This is a genomic window from Kitasatospora fiedleri (genome assembly GCF_948472415.1).
Taxonomy (GTDB): domain Bacteria; phylum Actinomycetota; class Actinomycetes; order Streptomycetales; family Streptomycetaceae; genus Kitasatospora; species Kitasatospora fiedleri.
Genome location: NZ_OX419519.1, coordinates 4,308,993 through 4,323,916 on the forward strand (window position 1 = coordinate 4,308,993; position 14,924 = coordinate 4,323,916).

18 protein-coding genes are annotated in these 14,924 nt (G+C 73.4%); 11 read left to right on the forward strand and 7 right to left on the reverse strand.

Features of this window, described 5'->3' with window-relative positions:
* Position 1 precedes the first annotated feature (1 nt).
* The 5 genes from QMQ26_RS19975 to QMQ26_RS19995 all read right to left on the reverse strand — a co-directional run bounded on the left by QMQ26_RS19975 (position 2) and on the right by QMQ26_RS19995 (position 5,571).
* Positions 2-1,405 (reverse strand): sensor histidine kinase, encoded by a 1,404-nt coding sequence (locus QMQ26_RS19975; RefSeq protein ID WP_282202205.1) that lies wholly within the window; start codon positions 1,403-1,405, stop codon positions 2-4.
* 59 nt (positions 1,406-1,464) lie between these two features.
* Complete coding sequence (locus QMQ26_RS19980; protein ID WP_100836852.1) at positions 1,465-2,238, reverse strand: response regulator transcription factor; 774 nt, start codon at positions 2,236-2,238, stop codon at positions 1,465-1,467.
* Positions 2,239-2,350: 112 nt separating this feature from the next.
* Positions 2,351-3,571: a S1C family serine protease gene (locus QMQ26_RS19985; protein ID WP_282202206.1), complete on the reverse strand. Its 1,221-nt coding sequence runs from the start codon at positions 3,569-3,571 to the stop codon at positions 2,351-2,353.
* Positions 3,572-3,660: 89 nt separating this feature from the next.
* Complete coding sequence (locus QMQ26_RS19990; RefSeq protein WP_100836850.1) at positions 3,661-4,713, reverse strand: LacI family DNA-binding transcriptional regulator; 1,053 nt, start codon at positions 4,711-4,713, stop codon at positions 3,661-3,663.
* Positions 4,714-4,839: 126 nt separating this feature from the next.
* Entirely contained in the window at positions 4,840-5,571 is a 732-nt protein-coding gene (locus tag QMQ26_RS19995) for a response regulator transcription factor (RefSeq protein ID WP_100836849.1), read from the reverse strand.
* 677 nt (positions 5,572-6,248) lie between these two features.
* On the opposite strand from QMQ26_RS19995, the gene QMQ26_RS20000 reads away from it, so the two are divergent.
* From QMQ26_RS20000 to QMQ26_RS20020, 5 genes are all read left to right on the forward strand, one after another.
* Complete coding sequence (locus tag QMQ26_RS20000; protein ID WP_100838544.1) at positions 6,249-6,494, forward strand: MoaD/ThiS family protein; 246 nt, start codon at positions 6,249-6,251, stop codon at positions 6,492-6,494.
* 123 nt (positions 6,495-6,617) lie between these two features.
* Positions 6,618-7,289, forward strand: a complete 672-nt coding sequence (locus tag QMQ26_RS20005; protein WP_282202207.1) for an LmeA family phospholipid-binding protein — start codon at positions 6,618-6,620, stop codon at positions 7,287-7,289.
* Positions 7,290-7,799: 510 nt separating this feature from the next.
* Entirely contained in the window at positions 7,800-8,633 is an 834-nt protein-coding gene (locus tag QMQ26_RS20010; RefSeq protein ID WP_100836847.1) for a sulfurtransferase, read from the forward strand.
* A 39-nt stretch (positions 8,634-8,672) separates the two neighbouring features.
* Complete coding sequence (locus QMQ26_RS20015) at positions 8,673-8,963, forward strand: DUF1416 domain-containing protein (RefSeq protein ID WP_014137449.1); 291 nt, start codon at positions 8,673-8,675, stop codon at positions 8,961-8,963.
* A gap of 77 nt (positions 8,964-9,040) precedes the next feature.
* A complete protein-coding gene (locus tag QMQ26_RS20020; protein WP_100836846.1) occupies positions 9,041-9,322 on the forward strand; it encodes a DUF3099 domain-containing protein in 282 nt (93 codons plus the stop codon).
* On the opposite strand, the gene QMQ26_RS20025 is transcribed toward QMQ26_RS20020, so the two are convergent.
* The gene (locus QMQ26_RS20025) at positions 9,316-9,678 is read right to left on the reverse strand and encodes a DsrE family protein (protein WP_100836845.1); all 363 of its coding nucleotides are present in this window, start codon (positions 9,676-9,678) and stop codon (positions 9,316-9,318) included. The two genes, QMQ26_RS20020 and QMQ26_RS20025, sit on opposite strands and share 7 nt — an antisense overlap.
* Before the next feature lie 242 nt (positions 9,679-9,920).
* On the opposite strand from QMQ26_RS20025, the gene QMQ26_RS20030 reads away from it, so the two are divergent.
* From QMQ26_RS20030 to ygfZ, 3 genes are all read left to right on the forward strand, one after another.
* Complete coding sequence (locus QMQ26_RS20030; protein WP_100836844.1) at positions 9,921-10,505, forward strand: FABP family protein; 585 nt, start codon at positions 9,921-9,923, stop codon at positions 10,503-10,505.
* Positions 10,506-10,590: 85 nt separating this feature from the next.
* Positions 10,591-11,037: a Fur family transcriptional regulator gene (locus QMQ26_RS20035; protein ID WP_100836843.1), complete on the forward strand. Its 447-nt coding sequence runs from the start codon at positions 10,591-10,593 to the stop codon at positions 11,035-11,037.
* Between the two features lie 10 nt (positions 11,038-11,047).
* Entirely contained in the window at positions 11,048-12,004 is a 957-nt protein-coding gene (gene ygfZ, locus QMQ26_RS20040) for a CAF17-like 4Fe-4S cluster assembly/insertion protein YgfZ (protein ID WP_282202208.1), read from the forward strand.
* Positions 12,005-12,142: 138 nt separating this feature from the next.
* On the opposite strand, the gene dtd is transcribed toward ygfZ, so the two are convergent.
* Positions 12,143-12,574, reverse strand: coding sequence for a D-aminoacyl-tRNA deacylase (gene dtd / locus QMQ26_RS20045; protein WP_282202209.1), 432 nt, complete (start codon positions 12,572-12,574; stop codon positions 12,143-12,145).
* Positions 12,575-12,921: 347 nt separating this feature from the next.
* On the opposite strand from dtd, the gene QMQ26_RS20050 reads away from it, so the two are divergent.
* The 3 genes from QMQ26_RS20050 to QMQ26_RS20060 all read left to right on the forward strand — a co-directional run bounded on the left by QMQ26_RS20050 (position 12,922) and on the right by QMQ26_RS20060 (position 14,824).
* Complete coding sequence (locus QMQ26_RS20050; RefSeq protein WP_282202210.1) at positions 12,922-13,440, forward strand: RsiG family protein; 519 nt, start codon at positions 12,922-12,924, stop codon at positions 13,438-13,440.
* A 60-nt stretch (positions 13,441-13,500) separates the two neighbouring features.
* Entirely contained in the window at positions 13,501-14,451 is a 951-nt protein-coding gene (locus QMQ26_RS20055) for an asparaginase (RefSeq protein ID WP_282202211.1), read from the forward strand.
* A gap of 151 nt (positions 14,452-14,602) precedes the next feature.
* Positions 14,603-14,824, forward strand: coding sequence for a dodecin (locus tag QMQ26_RS20060; RefSeq protein WP_030458156.1), 222 nt, complete (start codon positions 14,603-14,605; stop codon positions 14,822-14,824).
* The last annotated feature ends 100 nt before the right edge of the window (positions 14,825-14,924 follow it).

Here is a 14,924-nt window from a genome sequence, read left to right on the forward strand (position 1 = left end):
CTCAGCGCGGCTCGGTCGGCTCGCCCGGCAGCACCACCACCGCCTGCGCCCCCGGCCCGCCGTGCGGGGCCGGGCCCAGCGAGACCTGCCCGCCGGTGTCCCGCACGGTCTGCGCCACGATCGACAGCCCCAGCCCCGAACCCGGCAGCTGACGCGAGGACGGCGACCGCCAGAACCGATCGAACACGTACGGCAGTTCCTCCGCCGGAATGCCCGGCCCGTGATCCCGGACCGTCAACCGGCCGTCCCGCAACGACACTTCGATCGTCCCGGCGGGCGGCGAGTACTTCACCGCGTTGTCCAGCAGGTTGATCACCGCCCGCTCCAGCGCCGCCGGGTCCCCGTGCACGTACCAGGGCCGCACGTCCGTCTCGAAGACCAGCGACGGCCCGCGCAGCCGCCCCCGCTCCAGCGCCCGCCCCACCGTCTCGTGGAACGGCACCACCGTCCGCACCGCCTCCGGGTTCGGCGTGTCCGGCCGGGACAGCTGCAGCAGGTCCCCGATCAGCACGGTCAGCTCCTGCATCTGCGCCTTCATGTTCCCCAGCATCCGCGCCCGCGTCTCGGCGGGCAGCGCCCGCCCCTGCGCGTCCGACCGGATCAGCAGGTCGACGTTGGTCCGCAGCGAGGTGAGCGGCGTGCGCAGCTCGTGCCCCGCGTCGGCGATCAGCCGGGTCTGCCGCTCGCGGGAGTTGGCGAGCGCGGTCGACATCGAGTTGAACGAGGTGGCCAGGCGGGCGATCTCGTCCTTCCCGCGGACCGGGATGGTGGTGCCGACCTCCTCGGTCCGGGCGATGTGCTCGACCACGTCGGTGAGTTGGTCGACCGGCTTGAGCGCGGACCGGGCGATCAGCCGGCCGGTGAAGCCCGCGCCGATCACGCCGAGCCCGGCGAGGCCGGCCATCAGCAGGGCGAGGCTGTTCAGGGAGCTCTCCACGCCGGAGGTCGGGAGTGCGGTGATCATGACGGCCGGCTGCTGCACGCCGTCCCGCCGGATCGCGGTGATGGTGAGCCGCACCTGCGCGGACTCGCCGTCCAGGTAGCTGCCCTCGCGGAACTGCTGCGGCCTGGGGGTCGACAGCAGCGCGGTGTCGTCCGACCGGATGTCGACCGCCTTGGTGGCGGAGCCGAGGAAGCACACGGTGCCGTCGGGCAGCAGGAACTGGTAGTCGTACTTCTGCGGGTTGAAGTGGTCGTCGCCGCCCCGGGAGGGGACCGTCGCCAGCCCCGCGGCCGCGGACGAGCCGCAGTACAGCGGGTTCTGCTGCCCGGGCGGCACGATCGGCGTCCGGGGCGCGCCCGCCAGGTTGTCGTGGACGTCCTGGTAGAGCTTCTCCCGGACGACCAGCCAACTGGCCACCGCCACCACCGCGATCGCCACCGCCACCGCGGCGGCCGTGAGCATGGCCAGCCTGCTCCGCAGCGGCTTGCCGCGGAACCACCCCGTGAGCCGGCCGATCGGTTTCACGCCGCGGCGCCGGTCGCGGCGCGCAGGGCGTAGCCGACGCCGCGGACGGTCTGGATGATCCGGGGCATGCCGTGCTGCTCGGTCTTGCGGCGCAGGTACATGACGTAGACGTCGAGGGAGTTGGAGGAGGGCTCGAAGTCGAAGCCCCAGACGGCCTTGAGGATCTGTTCCCGGGTCAGCACCTGGCGCGGGTGGGAGAGGAACATCTCCAACAGCATGAACTCGGTGCGGGTGAGCTCGATGGGCGTGCCGTCCCGGGTGACCTCGCGGGTGGCGGTGTTCATCCGCAGGTCGCCGAAGGCCAGCACCTCGCCGCCGTCCTCGTCGGCGGCGGTGCGGGCGGCGGCCTCCGCGGCGAGCGCGTTGCGGCGCAGCAGGGCGCGGACCCGGGCGAGGAGTTCGTCGAGTTCGAAGGGCTTGGCGAGGTAGTCGTCGGCGCCGACGTCGAGGCCGGTGACGCGGTCGCCGACGGCGTCGCGGGCGGTGAGCATCAGGACGGGCACGGTGTCGCCGCGGGAGCGCATCCGGCGGACGGCGGTGAGGCCGTCCATCCGGGGCATCATGATGTCCAGCAGCACCAGGTCGGGGCGGTCGCGTTCGACGGCGGCCAGGGCCTCGTAGCCGTCGGTGGCGGTGGTGACCTGGTAGCCCTCGAAGGCGAGGCTGGATTCCAGCGCGTCGCGCAGCGCGGGTTCGTCGTCGACCACGAGGACGCGGGCGCCGCCGCCCGGGGCCTCGGCGGGGGTGCGGTCGTCGGCGGGGGGAGTCATCGGCTCGGGGCCCTTTCTGAGTCCGGTGCGGTCCTGGCCATTGTCCGTCGGGTGGGACGGATCGGGGGAGACGGTCGACGGAGGTCGGTCGGAGGTCGGTCGGCGGAGGCGGTCAGACCGTCTTGCCGGCCTGCATCTGGGACAGCACCTGCTTGACGCTGTTGATCGGGATGGCGAAGCCGAGCCCGACGCTGCCGGCGTCGGAGCTGCCGCCGGAGCCGGAGCCGCTGCCGGAGTACATCGCCGAGTTGAGACCGATGACCTGGCCGGCGGTGTTGATCAGCGGGCCGCCGGAGTTGCCGGGGTTGAGCGCGGCGTCGGTCTGCAGGGCCTGGTAGGTGGCGGTGTCGGCGGAGGAGCCGGAGGAGCTTCCGGAGCCGGAGGAGCCGCGCCGGCCGGGCAGGTCGGGGAAGCCGAAGCCGCCGTTGTTGCTGGTGGTGCTCTCGTCGACCTGGACGGAGACCTGCCGGTCCTTGGCGGAGATGATGCCCGAGGTGACGGTGCCGGTCAGGCCCTCGGGGTTGCCGATGGCGACCACCGAGTCGCCGACGGCGGTGCTGTCGGAGTCGCCGAGGACGGCGGTGGTCAGGCCGCTGACGCCGGAGGCGGTGATGACGGCGGTGTCCAGGGACTTGTCGGTGCCGGTGACGGTGGCGGGGGCAGTGGAACCGTCCTGGAAGGTGACGGTGGCCTGGCCGCCGCCGCTCACCGCGCCGGAGACGACGTGGTAGTTGGTGAGGATCTGACCGTCGGCGGTGAGCACCACGCCGGTGCCGGTGGCGGTGCCGCCGCTGGTCTTGACAGTGATCTGCACGACGGCGGGGGAGACCGCGGCGGCGATCGCCGAGACGTTGGCGCTGCCGTCGGCGTTCGCGGAGACCGGGCGCACCAGGGTGCTGCTCGCGCCGGTGGTGCCGGAGCGGTCGCCGACCAGGGCACCGCCGCTGACGCCGCCGACCAGGGCGGCGATCGCGGCGACGGCGGTCACCAGGGCGAGCCGGCTGCGCAGCAGGCCGCGGCGGGCGCGGTGCCCGGCGGGCGGCTGCTGGTCGGCCCCGGCACCGGCCCCGGCTCCGGCTCCGGCGGTGGTGGCGTCCCAGGGCCCGGCGGCGGGGGCCGCGGGCGGCAGCGCCGGGTAGGCGGCCTCCTGGTAGGGCGGGTACGGCTGCTCCGCCGGGTGCGCCGGGTGCGCCGGGTGCGCGGGGTACGCCGAGGGGGTCGGGGGCACCGGGTACGCCGGGTGCGCGGGGACGGTGGGCGGCTGCGGCGGGAACCGGCCCGCGCCGCCGTCCTGGGGGTGGGGCTCCTGGGTGTTGCGGTGCTGGTCGCTCATGACGACCACGTTCCGCGCGGTTCATGAAGACCGGATGAGAGGGTGGTACAGGTTCCCCGAGAAGCGCGTCAGCTTCTCATAAAGCCTGGTCAGGCAGGAGATCCGGCCCGGTCGCCGGCGCAGCCGCAGGAACGCCGCACGACCAGGCGCGACGGGAACTTGCGGACCCGCTCGGTGTCGCTGCCGGGCACCATCAGCGAGTCGTCGAGGACCAGGTCGACGGCGGCCCGGGCCATCGCGTCCCGGTCGGAGGCGACGGTGGTCAGCGGCGGGGAGGCGAAGGCGGCTTCGGGGATGTCGTCGAAGCCGGCCACCGCGAGGTCCTCGGGGACGCGCAGGCCGAGCTCGGTGGCGGCCCGCAGCACGCCGATCGCCTGGTCGTCGGTGGAGCAGAAGATCGCCGGCGGGCGCCGGTCGGAGCCGAGCAGCTCCAGCGCGACCTGGTAGGCGCCGTAGCGGTGGAACGGGGCGTCCACCAGGTACGGCTCGGTGGGCAGGCCGTGCGCGGTCATGGCCAGCTCCCAGCCGGCCACGTGGTCGATCACCGGGTCGCCGGGGGCGGGGGACTCGACCGGGCCGCCGAAGCAGGCCACGTACGGGTGGCCGTGCTCCTCCAGCAGGTGGCGGACGACCAGTTCGGAGCCGCCGACGTCGTCGGTGACCACGGCGACGTCGTCGATCGCCTCGGGGCGGCGGTGCAGCAGCACCACCTTGGCGCCCTCCATGGCGGCGAACTCCTCGGCGGCGCGCTGCGAGGGGCCCTGGCTGACCAGGATCAGGCCGGAGACCCGCATCCCGAGGAAGGCCCGGACGTAGTGCACCTCGCGGTCGTCCACGTAGTCGGAGTTGCCGATCAGCACCAGCTTGCCGCGCTCGGAGGCGGCGCGTTCCACGGCGTGCGCCATCTCCGCGAAGAACGGCTGCCGGGCGTCGGGGACGACCATGCCGATCAGGTTGGTGCGCCGGGAGGCCATCGCCTGGGCGACCGAGTTCGGGCGGTACCCGAGCTGCTCGATCGCGGCGAGCACCTTCTCCCTGGTGGCCGGGGCGACCGGCCGGGGACCGTTGTTGATCACATAGCTGACGACCGCGGTCGAGGTGCCAGCCAGTCGGGCTACGTCGTCGCGCGTCACCTTGGCCACGGGGGGAGTCTACGCGGGTGGTTCGCCGCTCCGGCCCGGGGTGACACCTGGTGGGACGGCGGTTTCGGGAGCGATCCGGGCAAAGCCGGGCGAGTGTTTCCGCGGTGCGGCCCGCCCGGCCGTGCGTCAGTGCTCGCGGGTGGCGCCGGTGCGGTTCGGCTCGGCCCGCTCCGGCCCCTTCTCGGGCCGCTCGGGCACCACGAACCGGTAGCCGACGTTGCGGACGGTGCCGATCAGCTGCTCGTTCTCGACCCCGAGCTTGGCCCGCAGCCGGCGGACGTGGACGTCCACGGTGCGGGTGCCGCCGAAGTAGTCGTAGCCCCACACCTCCTGGAGCAGCTGGGCCCGGGTGAAGACCCGGCCGGGGTGCTGGGCCAGGTACTTGAGCAGCTCGAACTCCTTGAAGGTGAGGTCGAGGACGCGGCCCTTGAGCTTGGCGGAGTAGGTGGCCTCGTCGACCGAGAGGTCGCCGTTGCGGATCTCCATCGGGCTGTCGTCGGTGGCCGCGTTCAGCCGCCCGAGGGCCAGCCGCAGCCGGGCCTCGACCTCGGCCGGTCCGGCGGTGTCGAGCAGCACGTCGTCGACGCCCCACTCGGCGGTGACGGCGGCGAGGCCGCCCTCGGTGACCACCAGGATCAGCGGGCTGCCGATGCCGGTGGAGCGCAGCAGCTGGCACAGGCTGCGGATCTGCGGCAGGTCGCGCCGGCCGTCGACCAGGATCACGTCGGCGCTCGGGGTGTCGACCAGGGCGGACCCCTCGGCGGGGGCCACCCGGACGCTGTGCAGCAGCAGCCCGAGGGCGGGCAGCACCTCGGCGGAGGGTTGCAGGGCGTTCGTCAGCAGGAGCAGAGAACTCATACCCGGTTAGTCCCCTTTCCGGGTCGTCGCGGTCGCGGCCGCCTGGGAGAGCGGTGGCCGCGGTACAGGGTGGGGGGAACGCCGACCGGGTCGGCGGGGGCGTCGGCGGGCGGGGCGGCGGTGGCTCGCCCGAGGTCCCGCAACCCCTGGCGTCCCGCTGGTGCCCCGTCCATCGGCGTACCCTCCGGTCTGGTCCCGTCCCGGGGTGCGCACCTCGTCGTGCGGCCCGCGGCGGTGGCGTTCCGGCGGCGGGTGCGGGTGGGGCACCGTTCGCAAGAACGTCCGTATGGCGTCCTGAAAGCACGAAAGGACCCGGGGGCGACTCTGCCCGGATCCCTCATCGCGTTCGAGGATAGCCGACCGGCTGCGGCCTGGGGAGAGGCGCGGGCGGGGCGCGCGGCGGCGATCGGCGCTCCGGGCCGTGAGGTGCGTTGCTCCGGCGGGGCGGCGCGGCCCGGGGGGTTTGCCTCCGGGTGGGGGGAGCGCGCGATGATGGGGGCCGCACCGGCCGCACCGTACGTGTACCCCGATTCCACGGGTGGGCCGGCCGGCACCGGGCCGGCCGCCGTACCGGGCGAGGACCGTCGAGAGGGGTTGCCGTGACCGCGACCGCCGAAGCACGCACCGCCGCCGGGGAACCCGCCGCCGCCGGCTCACCCGGACGAGTGAGCGGGACGGTGCGTTACTGGGCCGCCGCCAAGTCCGCGGCCGGCCGGGCCGAGGAGGCCGTCGAGGCCGCGACGCTGGCCGGGGCGCTGGCCGCGGTGCGCGCCGCGCACGCCGACCGGCCGGAGCTGCTGCGGCTGCTGGGGGTGTGCTCGTTCCTGCTGGACGGCGAGCAGACCGGCGGCCGGGACCACGCCGAGGTGCCGCTGTCCGCGGGCTGGACGGTCGAGGTGCTGCCGCCGTTCGCCGGAGGCTGATCACCGGTTTCCCCGGCTGCCGTTCCGGAACTGGGGCATGCGTGCGATCGTCCCTATGTCCGTAGCCCGAATGCCGTTCGTCTCCGAACGGACGTCGGATCGACCGTCTGCTGGGGGAGTGCGATGCACGGCTCGGTGAAGTTGCTGATCGGCCTGGGGGTGGTGGCCGGCCTGCTGGTCGGCGCCGACCGGATAGCCGTCGGGGTCGCGGAGGACCAGGCGGCGGACGCGGCCGTCTCCTCGGGCTGGATGACCACCAAGCCGGACGTCAGCATCGACGACTTCCCGTTCCTGACCAGCGCGCTGGCCGGCGAGCTGGACAAGGTCACGATGAGCTCGGACGGGATGACCGTGACCGACGGCCGCGAGACGGTGACCATGCACGCCTTCCGGGCCGACCTGTCCGACGTGAAGTTCACCGACTCCTACCGGGGCGTCACCGTCGGGCACGGCGACGGCCGGGGCGTGATCGGCTACCAGGACCTGTCGAAGTTCATGGTGGGCGGCGGCCGGCTCACCCTGGCGTACGCGGGCCCGGGCAAGGTGAAGGCCGAGGTGCCGGGCGGCTCGGTCGAGGGCAGGCTGCGCAGCGACGGCAACCAGGTGGTCGTGGACAACCTCCAACTCACCGGCGCTGCCTCCAAGTTGAACGGCCTGGCCGGCGACCTGCTGAAGCCCCAGCGGTTCGCCCTGACCGGCCTGCCGACCGGCCTCGCCCTGGCCGAGGCCACCCCGGAGCCGGACGGCGTCCGGCTGAGCTTCACCCTCGCCCCCGGCACCACGCTCGGCCACTAGGCGCCTGCCGGGCGTCCGCTGGGCGAGACGGGCTGTCCAGGCCGGTTGTCGGAACGTCCCGAATCACCCGTCCGCCCGGTCCCCGCACCGGGCCCGGGGCGCTTCCGCCGGGGGCGGAAATCGGTAAATCCCACCATGCGGATGATCCGGTCTCAGCATTCGACACAATGATGACAGCGCCCCCTCCGAGTCCCTAGCATCGTGGTCATGAAGCGACAGGCGGACCTCACGAAGCGGCGGGCGGTAGACCACTGCCGCGTGTCGAGCTGCCTGTGTCGAATGCGCTGACCCGGCGGTCGCGCCCCGTACTCCCGGCACGTCCGCCCCGCTCCGACGCCGCGAACCGGTAGCCACGGGCACCGGTGCGTCCGGAGCGGCGAGAATCCCGCCGATCCACCCCGGCCGAAGCCGCACCCACCTCCGTCCCAGCATGCGGACAGATGTGCGGACGCGCACGGTCCGGAGCACTCCCGCAGCCTTCCGCCAACCGCCCCCGGATGGAGAACCCACATGAGCCGCAGCGACGTCCTGGTCGACGCCGACTGGGTCCAGGCCCACCTGGACGACCCGAAGGTCGTCATCGTCGAGGTCGACGAAGACACGGCCGCCTACGACAAGAACCACATCCGCAACGCGGTCCGGATCGACTGGAAGAAGGACCTCCAGGACCCGGTCCGCCGCGACTTCATCGACCAGGCCGGCTTCGAGGCGCTGCTGTCCGCCAAGGGCATCGCCAACGACGACACCGTGGTCCTCTACGGCGGCAACAACAACTGGTTCGCGTCCTACGCCTACTGGTACTTCAAGCTGTACGGCCACGGCGACGTCCGCCTGCTGGACGGCGGCCGCAAGAAGTGGGAGCTCGACTCCCGCGAGCTGGTCGTCGAGCAGCCCGAGCGGGCCGCCACCCAGTACACCGCGCAGCCGGCCGACTCCTCGATCCGCGCCTTCCGCGACGACGTGGTCAACGCGATCGGCAGCCTGAACCTGGTCGACGTCCGCTCGCCCGACGAGTTCTCCGGCAAGCTGCTCGCCCCGGCCCACCTCCCGCAGGAGCAGTCGCAGCGCCCGGGCCACGTCCCGTCCGCCAAGAACATCCCGTGGGCGAAGAACGCCAACGACGACGGCACCTTCAAGAGCGACGACGAGCTCAAGGCGCTCTACGAGGCCGAGGGCGTCGACCTGGCCACCGACACCATCGCGTACTGCCGGATCGGCGAGCGCTCCGCGCTCACCTGGTTCGTGCTGCACGAGCTGCTCGGCCAGGAGAACGTCAAGAACTACGACGGTTCGTGGACCGAGTACGGCAGCCTGGTCGGCGTGCCGATCGAGCTCGGCAACTGAGCTCCGGCTCGCACGACGGCAAGGACGAGGGAGACAGACATGTGCGGTGCGAAGGCCGGCGGCCCGGACCTGGCAGGAGTTGACGTGGCCAACGAGACGATCATCCAGGGTTCCGTGACCCGCAACGACGAGCCGGTCAACGGCTACGTGCGGCTGCTCGACGAGAACGGCGAGTTCACGGCCGAGGTCCCGACCTCGGCGACCGGGCAGTTCCGGTTCTTCGCCCGCCCGGGCAAGTGGACGCTGCGGGCCCTGGTGCCCGGCGCCACCGTGGACCGCCAGGTGGTCGCCACCCAGGGCGAGTTCACCGAGGTCGCGATCGCGGTCTGAGACGACCGCACCAGGCGGTGCACCGCGGGGCCCCGGCCGTCTTCAACGGCCGGGGCCCCGCGGCCTACCCTGGAGGGGTGCAGGCACATCGACGGCACGTGCGCTACTTCGTGATGATGGGCGTCTGCCTGACGCTGTTCGTCCTCGCCTGGGGCGTGGTGCGCTTCTGGTCGGTCGGCGCCGCCATCGGCATGTGCGTGGTCGCCATGGTGATCCCGCCGGTGGCCGCCGTCCTCGCCAACCGGCGCGACCGCGACGACGACTGGTGGAACGACCCGCGCTGGGACGACCCGCGCTGGGAGCGGCGCGGCCACGACCGGGACGCGCCGGACCGCGAGCCCCCGGAGGAGCGTCAGTAGACCAGCGCCCGGGCGTCGTCCGCCATTACCTCGGACAGGAACACCTGCGCGCCGGCGATCCGCACGCCCTCGATCACGTCGGCCTGCGCGATGTCCCGGCGCGCCGCGCACTGGGTGCACAGGGTGACGCTCCCGGCCGCCAGGACGGCCTCCAGCAGGTCCGGCAGCGGCGCGGAGTGCGGCAGCTCGAACTCGGCGGCCCTCCCGGGCAGGGCGAACCAGGCGGACTCGCCGGTCAGCCAGAGCGAGACCGGCACGCCGCTGGCGACGGCGACCGAGGCGACCGTGAAGGCCTGCGAGCAGCGTTCGGGGGCGTCCGCCCCGGCGGTGACCTTGATGACCAGCTTCTTCGACATGCCCCAGAGACTACGGGCGCGAGGGGCGCCGGATAGACTCGCGCCGTACCACAGCCCGTCGAACCCGCCCCTGGGAGCGCACCATGTCCGGTCTTGAGATCTTCTTCGACAGCCTGCTGGCTCTGATGGCCGTGCTGATCACCTGGTTCGCCATCTTCTCCGTCATGAAGCTCTACCAGGGCCAGCGCTGACGACTGCCGTACGGTTGACCCGGTAACCGTCCGACGACACCAGCCAGGACCATGATCGAGATTCCTTCCGACCTCCACCGCGACGTCGTCCCGCTCGCCTTCCTCCTCGGCACCTGGGAGGGCGCGGGCGTCCATGACTTCCCCGGCAGTGAGAAGTGCAACTTCGGCCAGGAGATCGTCTTCCGGCACGACGGCCGCCCCTTCCTGGAGTTCCGCTCCCGCACCTGGGTGCTGGACGAGCAGGGGGAGAAGGTCCGCCCGCTGGAGACCGAGCACTCCTTCTGGCGGGTGACCAGCAACCAGCACGGCACCAGCGGTGAGCGCGAGATCGAGGTCTCCTCGGTCCGCGACGACGGCACCGTGGAGATCTGGTACGGCAAGCTGCACGACGGCAAGCCGCAGATCGACCTGGCCACCGACGCGGTCGCCCGGATCGAGGACGCGGCCCCGTACAGCGGCGGCAAGCGACTCTACGGCCTGGTCAAGGACGAGCTGCTCTGGGTCGGCGAGAAGGCCGCCCCCGAGGTGCCGCTGCGGCCGTACATGTCCGCGCAGCTGAAGAAGGTGCTCAACCCGGCGCAGCTGATCCACGACATCAACGACCTGCCGGACGACGGGATCGCGTTCTTCCGCTGATCCGGCGTTCACGCACGGAGTGGGGACCGGCTCGGCGGCCGGTCCCTACACTTGTCATACGACCTCTCACCGGGCAGGGACACACGTGGCGAACAGCGAGAGCACCGACTGGAAGTCCGACCTGCGCGAGCGCGGCTACCGGCTGACCCCGCAGCGCCAGCTGGTGCTGGAGGCCGTCGACCTGCTCGACCACGCCACCCCGGACGAGATCCTGGGCCAGGTCCGCAAGACCGCCAGCGGCGTCAACATCTCCACCGTCTACCGGACGCTGGAGCTGCTCGAGGAGCTCGGCCTGGTCTCGCACGCGCACCTCGGCCACGGCGCCCCCACGTACCACCTGGCCGGTCGGCACACCCACCTGCACCTGGTCTGCCGGGACTGCGACCGGGTCACCGAGACCGACACCGAGATCGCCGCCCCGCTGATCGACAGCCTGCGCACCGAGCACGGCTTCGACACCGACCTCAAGCACTTCGCCATCTTCGGCCGCTGCGCGGACTGCACCGCCAAGCTGGAGGACGGGCAGCCGTAAGCTGGCGGGTATGAAGAGCCCGCTGCTTGCCCTGCCCGGCGCCGTCCCGGCCGAAGGTCCCGACGAGGGGGTCGCCGCCCACTACGGCGACCTGTTCCGCGAGCAGCGCGCGCTGGCCGCCGGGCGCGGCTTCACCGACCTGTCGCACCGCGGCGTCATCACCGTGACCGGCCCGGACCGGCTGGGCTGGCTGCACCTGCTGCTCACCCAGCACGTCAGCGAACTGCCGCCGCAGCGGGCCACCGAGGCGCTGGTGCTCTCCCCGAACGGGCACGTGGAGCACGCGCTCTACCTGGTCGACGACGGGGAGACCACCTGGATCCACGTGGAGCCCGGCGGCGCGCCCGCGCTGGTGAAGTACCTGGAGTCGATGAAGTTCTGGAACCGGGTCGAGGTCGCCGACGCCACCGAGCGGTACGCGGTGGTCTTCCTGCCGGCCGGCTCCACCGCCCCGGTCGAGCGCGCCGCCGCGGTGCGCGAACTGCCGTGGGGCCGTGACGTGTTCCTGCCGCGGGCCGAACTGGCCGCGGCGGCCGAGGAGTTCGGCCCGGCGGCGGGCGTCTGGGCGTACGAGGCGCTGCGGGTCGAGGGGCACCGGCCGCGGCTCGGCTTCGAGACCGACCACCGGACCATCCCGCACGAGGTGGACTGGCTGGACAGCGCCGTGCACCTGCAGAAGGGCTGCTACCGCGGCCAGGAGACGGTCGCCCGGGTGCACAACCTGGGCCGGCCGCCGCGCCGACTGGTGTTCCTGCACCTGGACGGCACCGAGGAGAAGCTGCCCGCGCACGGCACCGAGGTCCGGGTCCAGGGCCAGGAGCGGCCGGTCGGCTTCGTCACCTCCTCGGCCCGGCACCACGAGCTGGGCCCGATCGCACTGGCCCTGGTCAAGCGCAACACCCCGGTGGACGCGGTGCTGCTAGCCGACGGCGTCCCGGGCACCCAGGACGTGATCGTCCCGGCCTGAGGGGTCTTCGCTTCCGTGAGACCCTCTCGCCCTTGTGATGGGGTCTCGCTTATGCGGCCGCCTCTCACTTTCGGGATAGGGCCTTACTTTCATAAGGGGGCCTCACCCCTGTAGGGGGACCTCACTCCCGCGAGGGGATCAGACCTCCAGCAGGACGGTGAACGGCCCGTCGTTCACCAGCGACACCTGCATGTCGGCGCCGAACCGCCCGGTCGCCACCTCGGCGCCCAGCGTGCGTAGTTCGGCCACCACGGCGTCCACCAGCGGTTCGGCGACCGGGCCGGGTGCGGCGGCGTTCCAGGTGGGGCGGCGGCCCTTGCGGGCGTCGCCGTAGAGGGTGAACTGGCTGATCACCAGCAGCGGGGCGCCCAGCTCCGAGCAGGACCGCTCGGGGGTGCCCGGGAACAGCCGCAGCGTCCAGAGCTTGCGGGCCAGTTGGGCGGCCTGCCCGGGGGTGTCCTCGTGGGTGACGCCGACCAGGACGCACAGGCCCGGCCCCTCGATCGCGCCGACCTTCTCGCCGTCCACCATCACGGCCGCCCGGGCGACCCGCTGCACCACTGCTCGCATGCCGCCATTGTGCCGGTGCGCCCACCCCGGGGGCGCACGGCCTCCGGTTGCGCGCTGGGGTCGCGCATGGTGCGCCCCGATTCGTGCAGGTGAGCCGGTGGCGCGGATTCTTCGTACTAGCCAGGGGTGTTCGCCAGGGGGCCGTTCGGGTACTCGGGCGTGCGGCGCCGGGGCCCGGGGTGGCACGCTGTGCGACGGTCCGGGGCCACCCGGGCCCCGCCGGGGCGTCCGCCGTCCCGGCGAACCGCGTCACCCGCACGAGTGGCAGCGCCCGCCGGGGGGAACCCTGGAGGACGGGCGGCCCGTGCTACCGGCGGGCACTGGTACTACGGCAGGTGGTCGGATTGATGGACGTGAGCGCGGTCGACGGGTTGGCCGGCCTGGCCCTGGAGGAACTACGGGTGCTCCGCCGGGACGCGCTGGAGCAGGAGGCCGACCTGTCCTACCTGCGCCGCCTGCTCCACGGCCGGATGGACATCCTGCGGGCCGAACTCCAGCGCCGGGAGATCCCGCTGACGGGCGCGAGCGAGGCCCAGTGCGCACTGCTGGACCGGCTGCCGGCCATCCTCGCCGACGCCCCGTCCGCGACCCGCCGCCCGGCCCGGCACCTCACCCTCGGCCCGCCGCGCGGCGAGCGCTACCGGCGGGAGGCGGACGCCCTGATGGGCGACGTCCAGCTGGCCGACCTGTCCGCGCACGCCACCGCCGACCTGCTGGCCGCGATCGAGCGGCTCGACGTGCACCAGCGCGAGGTCTCCGGCCGCCGCCACGCGCTCCAGCGCACCGCGGACGACTGCGGGGCGGAGATCACCCGCAGGTACCGTGAGGGGGAGGCCCGGGTCGACGACCTGCTCAGCGAGCGCTGAGCGGGGCGGACGCGGCCGGGGTCCACCCACCCTCACCGCACCCGCCCTGGAGAACCACCCGTGTCGCAGTCCGCCCCGCCCGTCCTCGCCGAGGTCATACGCTCCGGCTTCACCGAGGGCCGCCACCGCGGTTCGCTGGTCCTGCTCGACGCCGACGGCGCCGTCGAGTACGCGCTCGGCACCCCCGAGCTGCCGGTCTACCCGCGCTCCACCGCCAAGCCCTTCCAGGCGGTGGCCACCCTGCGGGCCGGCCTCGACCTGCGCGGCGAACAGCTCGCGCTGGCCGCCTCCAGCCACTCCGCCGAGCCCTTCCACCGCGCCGCGGTCCGCAGGGTGCTGGCCGACGCCGGCCTCACCGAGTCCGCCCTGCGGCTGCCCGCCGACCTCCCGCTGGACCCGGTGGAGGCCGAGGAGCTGCTGCGCTCCGGCGGGGAACGCGCCCCGATCCTGATGGACTGCTCCGGCAAGCACGCCGCCTGGCTGGCCGCCTCCGCCGCCAACGGCTGGGACCTGGCGACCTACCTCGACCCGTCCCACCCGATCCAGGTGCTGGCCCGCACCGCCCTGGAGCAGGCCACCGGCGAGCCGGCCGCCCACCTGGGCACCGACGGCTGCGGCGCCCCGCTGCTGGCCGTCTCGCTCACCGGCCTCGCCCGCGGCTACCGCGCCCTGCTGCTGGCCGACCCCGGCACCGAGCGGCGCCGGGTCGCCGACGCGATGCGCGCCCACCCCGAGTACGTGGCCGGCACCCGCCGGGCCGACACCTGGCTGATGCGGGCGGTGCCCGGGGCGCTGTCCAAGATGGGCGCCGAGGCCGTCCAGGTGGTGGCGCTGGCCGACGGCCGGGCCCTGGCCTTCAAGATCGAGGACGGCGCGGAGCGCGCCCGCGGCCCGGTGCTGGCCGCCGCGCTGCGCCGACTGGGCGTCCAGGACCCGGTGCTGGACCGGATCGCCGCCGCCCCGCTGCACGGCGGCGGGAACGTGGTCGGCGAGGTCCGCGCGGCGTTCTGAGACCCCGTCGAGGCCCGGTCGAGCCTCCGTCGGCGCTGCGGCCGACCTTCCGCCGACGCCCCGTCGGCGGAAGCCGGGATGCCCGGGGCGGCGCTTCGGTGCACGGTGGACGGCGGGGGAGCCACCCGTCGCCGCACAGGGAGAGACCGCCATGACCGACCACACCTACCGGGTCACCGAGATCGTCGGGTCCTCGCACGAGGGCGTGGACGCCGCGATCCGCAACGGCCTCGCCCGGGCGAACCGGACGCTGCGCAACCTGGACTGGTTCGAGGTGGTCCAGGTCCGCGGCCACCTCAAGGACGGCGAGGTCGAGCACTACCAGGTCGGCCTCAAGGTCGGCTTCCGGCTCGACGACAACGACGGCGCCTGAGGACCGTCCGGGCGCACCGGGAACGCTCCGGGAACGCACCGGGAACGCTCCGGGAACGCAGCGGAAGCGCCACCGGGAAGCAGCAGGGGCGGGAGCCCGG

Excerpts from the sequence above, each read along its gene's own strand:
- QMQ26_RS20005 (WP_282202207.1), top strand. The coding sequence starts at position 6,618 with ATGCACGGCTCGGTGAAGTTGCTGATCGGCCTGGGGGTGGTGGCCGGC.
- QMQ26_RS20010 (WP_100836847.1), top strand. The coding sequence starts at position 7,800 with ATGAGCCGCAGCGACGTCCTGGTCGACGCCGACTGGGTCCAGGCCCAC.
- dtd (WP_282202209.1), bottom strand. The coding sequence starts at position 12,574 with ATGCGAGCAGTGGTGCAGCGGGTCGCCCGGGCGGCCGTGATGGTGGAC.
- QMQ26_RS20025 (WP_100836845.1), bottom strand. The coding sequence starts at position 9,678 with ATGTCGAAGAAGCTGGTCATCAAGGTCACCGCCGGGGCGGACGCCCCC.
- ygfZ (WP_282202208.1), top strand. The coding sequence starts at position 11,048 with ATGAAGAGCCCGCTGCTTGCCCTGCCCGGCGCCGTCCCGGCCGAAGGT.
- QMQ26_RS19985 (WP_282202206.1), bottom strand. The coding sequence starts at position 3,571 with ATGAGCGACCAGCACCGCAACACCCAGGAGCCCCACCCCCAGGACGGC.
- QMQ26_RS19980 (WP_100836852.1), bottom strand. The coding sequence starts at position 2,238 with ATGACTCCCCCCGCCGACGACCGCACCCCCGCCGAGGCCCCGGGCGGC.
- QMQ26_RS20050 (WP_282202210.1), top strand. The coding sequence starts at position 12,922 with ATGGACGTGAGCGCGGTCGACGGGTTGGCCGGCCTGGCCCTGGAGGAA.
- QMQ26_RS20030 (WP_100836844.1), top strand. The coding sequence starts at position 9,921 with ATGATCGAGATTCCTTCCGACCTCCACCGCGACGTCGTCCCGCTCGCC.
- QMQ26_RS20015 (WP_014137449.1), top strand. The coding sequence starts at position 8,673 with ATGTGCGGTGCGAAGGCCGGCGGCCCGGACCTGGCAGGAGTTGACGTG.
- QMQ26_RS19975 (WP_282202205.1), bottom strand. The coding sequence starts at position 1,405 with ATGCTCACGGCCGCCGCGGTGGCGGTGGCGATCGCGGTGGTGGCGGTG.
- QMQ26_RS20060 (WP_030458156.1), top strand. The coding sequence starts at position 14,603 with ATGACCGACCACACCTACCGGGTCACCGAGATCGTCGGGTCCTCGCAC.
- QMQ26_RS19995 (WP_100836849.1), bottom strand. The coding sequence starts at position 5,571 with ATGAGTTCTCTGCTCCTGCTGACGAACGCCCTGCAACCCTCCGCCGAG.